This is a genomic window from Pseudomonas sp. P5_A2_2, from assembly GCF_054177685.1.
The window spans coordinates 1-2667 of record NZ_JBGCUL010000627.1 but is presented as its reverse complement, the minus strand read 5'-3'; the positions used below and the strand labels follow the sequence as shown (position 1 = coordinate 2667).

Annotated in this window: 4 protein-coding genes; 3 read left to right on the top strand and 1 reads right to left on the bottom strand. The window is 57.5% G+C overall.

What is annotated here, in order from left to right; genetic code table 11:
- From ACXRVY_RS23290 to hpaI, 3 genes are all read left to right on the top strand, one after another.
- Window positions 1-564, top strand: a 564-nt coding sequence (locus ACXRVY_RS23290; RefSeq protein ID WP_458238354.1) for an MFS transporter, incomplete at its 5' end; no start/stop codon positions are given.
- 12 nt (window positions 565-576) lie between these two features.
- Entirely contained in the window at window positions 577-1380 is an 804-nt protein-coding gene (hpaH, locus tag ACXRVY_RS23285) for a 2-oxo-hept-4-ene-1,7-dioate hydratase (protein WP_458238353.1), read from the top strand.
- 18 nt (window positions 1381-1398) lie between these two features.
- Entirely contained in the window at window positions 1399-2199 is an 801-nt protein-coding gene (gene hpaI, locus ACXRVY_RS23280; protein WP_223457530.1) for a 4-hydroxy-2-oxoheptanedioate aldolase, read from the top strand.
- A gap of 64 nt (window positions 2200-2263) precedes the next feature.
- Here hpaI and hpaR read toward each other — a convergent pair.
- Window positions 2264-2667, bottom strand: a 404-nt coding sequence (hpaR, locus tag ACXRVY_RS23275) for a homoprotocatechuate degradation operon regulator HpaR (protein WP_458238352.1), incomplete at its 5' end; no start/stop codon positions are given.

Genomic DNA, 2667 nt, shown 5'->3' with positions numbered 1-2667 from the left:
CCTCAGGTCTGGCTGCTGGTGGGCATCTATTGCGCGGTCATGTTGGCGGTCAACACGCTAGCTTTCTGGATGCCTACACTGATTCACAGCTCCGGGATTGGCAGCGATGGCAAGGTCGGCCTGCTCAGTGCTCTGCCCTATCTGGCAGGCTGCGGTTTCATGATCGCCTGCGGACGCTCATCGGATCGGCGCCGCGAACGCCGGTGGCACTTGAGTGTGCCATTGCTCATGTCAGCCCTCGGTATCGCCGTAGCCGGACTTTTGCCTGACGATCCCTTCATGGTAATCGGCGGATTGGTGATTACCGGTATGGGCGCGAGCGCCGCACTACCGATGTTTTGGCAGCTGCCTCCCGCATTCCTGTCAAACAGCACCCAGGCGGCGGKCATCGCCTTGATCAGCTCTCTGGGAAGTATTGCCTCGTTTCTGACACCCAATCTGATTGGCTGGATGCGTGACACCACCCACAGCGCCAGCCTTGCCCTCTACGTCCTCGCGACCTTGATCGTCGCAGGCGCCTTCCTGGTGCTGCGCACGCCTGCCGCCATCGTCAATCCTCATTAAGAGATCCACGTCATGCTCGATCAAGAATTCATCCAGCAAGCCGCTGCTCAACTGGACAACGCCGAACGCTCTCGTGAGCAAGTCGGGCAGTTCTCCCTCGCGCATCCACAGATCACCATCGAAGATGCCTATGCCATTCAGCGAGCCTGGGTGGCGCAGAAAATAAAGAACGGACGCAAGCTGGTGGGGCACAAGATTGGCCTGACCTCTCGGGCCATGCAGGTTTCATCAAACATTACAGAACCGGATTACGGGGCGTTGCTTGACGACATGCTGTTCGACGAAGGTACCGATATCCCCTTCAACCGTTTTATCGTGCCGCGCGTTGAAGTGGAGCTGGCATTCATTCTCGGCAAGCCGCTCAAAGGCCCAAACGTCACTATTTTCGATGTACTGGATGCTACCGAATGGGTGATCCCCGCCCTGGAAATCATTGACGCGCGTATCCAGCAGATCGATCCCGAGACCAAAGCCACGCGCAAGGTCTTCGACACCATTTCCGACAATGCGGCGAACGCGGGAGTGGTCATGGGTGGCCGTGCTGTGCGCCCTCATGAGGTCGACCTGCGTAAGGTGCCCGCTGTCTTGTACCGCAATGGCGTGATCGAGGAATCAGGAGTTTCTGCCGCCGTGCTCAATCACCCGGCGAAAGGTGTCGCCTGGCTGGCCAACAAGYTCGCACCTTACGATGTCACGTTACAACCGGGGCAAATCATTCYGGGCGGGTCGTTTACCCGTCCAGTGGCCGCCAGCCCAGGCGATACCTTCCATGTCGACTACGACATGCTGGGCTCCATCTCCTGCCGCTTCGTCTGACTCCTGGAGGATTGATTCATGGATATGCCCATCAACACATTCAAGCAACGCCTGAAAAGCGGCAAAGCGCAGATCGGCCTTTGGCTCGGCCTGGCCAACCCTTACTGCGCGGAGCTGGCAGCCAATGCCGATTTCGATTGGCTATTGATCGACGGCGAGCATGCGCCCAATAACGTACGCAGCATGCTTGGTCAACTACAGGCGATAGCGCCCTACGCCAGTCATCCGGTGATCCGCCCTGTCGCTGGCGACACAACGTTGATCAAACAAATTTTGGACATCGGCACCCAGACCTTGTTGGTGCCGATGGTCGAAAGCACCGAGCAAGCGCAAGAACTGGTGCGCGCCGTGCGCTATCCACCCAGTGGCGTGCGCGGTGTAGGTAGCGCATTGGCACGGGCGTCACGCTGGAACACCGTGCCCGGATACCTGGACAAGGCTGACGAGCAAATATGCCTGCTGGTGCAGATTGAAAGCCTCAAAGGCTTGGCCAATTTGGATGCCATCGTCAACGTCGAAGGCGTTGACGGGGTGTTTATCGGCCCCGCCGACCTCAGCGCTGCCATGGGCCATCGTGGCAATCCGGGCCATCCCGAAGTTCAAGCAGTCATTGAAGACACGATCATTCGAATCCGCAATGCGGGCAAAGCACCCGGCATTCTCAGCGCTGACGAAAAACTGGCCAGGCGCTACATCGAGCTCGGCGCGGCATTCGTAGCGGTGGGCGTCGACACCACTGTACTGATGCAAGGCCTGAAAGCACTGACAAGTAAGTTCAAAAATACCCCGGCCACCATCAGTACCGGTGGCGTTTACTGATTTCAAGTCAATTTCAAACACTCACTGCTGGCGGTCGTTTTTGCCAGCAGTGATCATCCAGAGATCAACGTTTCAGTGACTTCAAATCGTTGAGCAGCACCAACAACGTCTGCAATTTTTCCGCGCCGAAGCCTTCCTGCAAGCGCTCATAGTTCTCTTCCATGCGCCCCCTCATACTTTCAAAACAGCTATCTCCGGCAACGGTCAGTTTCACCAGCACTCGACGCTGGTCGTGTTCTGAGCGCCGTCGTTCGACCAGCTCTGCGGCTTCCATCCTCGCCAGTACCCCGGTCATGCTGGGCTTGAGAATACACGCCAAGTCCGCCAAGCGATTGATCTCCAGTTCGCCCTGCTGACTGAGAATCCGCACCACCCGCCATTGTTGTTCAGTGAGGCCAATATCCTTCAGGGAGGGCCGGAAAAAGCTCATGGCGACTTCACGGGCCTGGAGCAAGTTGAGTGTTAGAG

Excerpts from the sequence above, each read along its gene's own strand:
- hpaI (WP_223457530.1), top strand. The coding sequence starts at position 1,399 with ATGGATATGCCCATCAACACATTCAAGCAACGCCTGAAAAGCGGCAAA.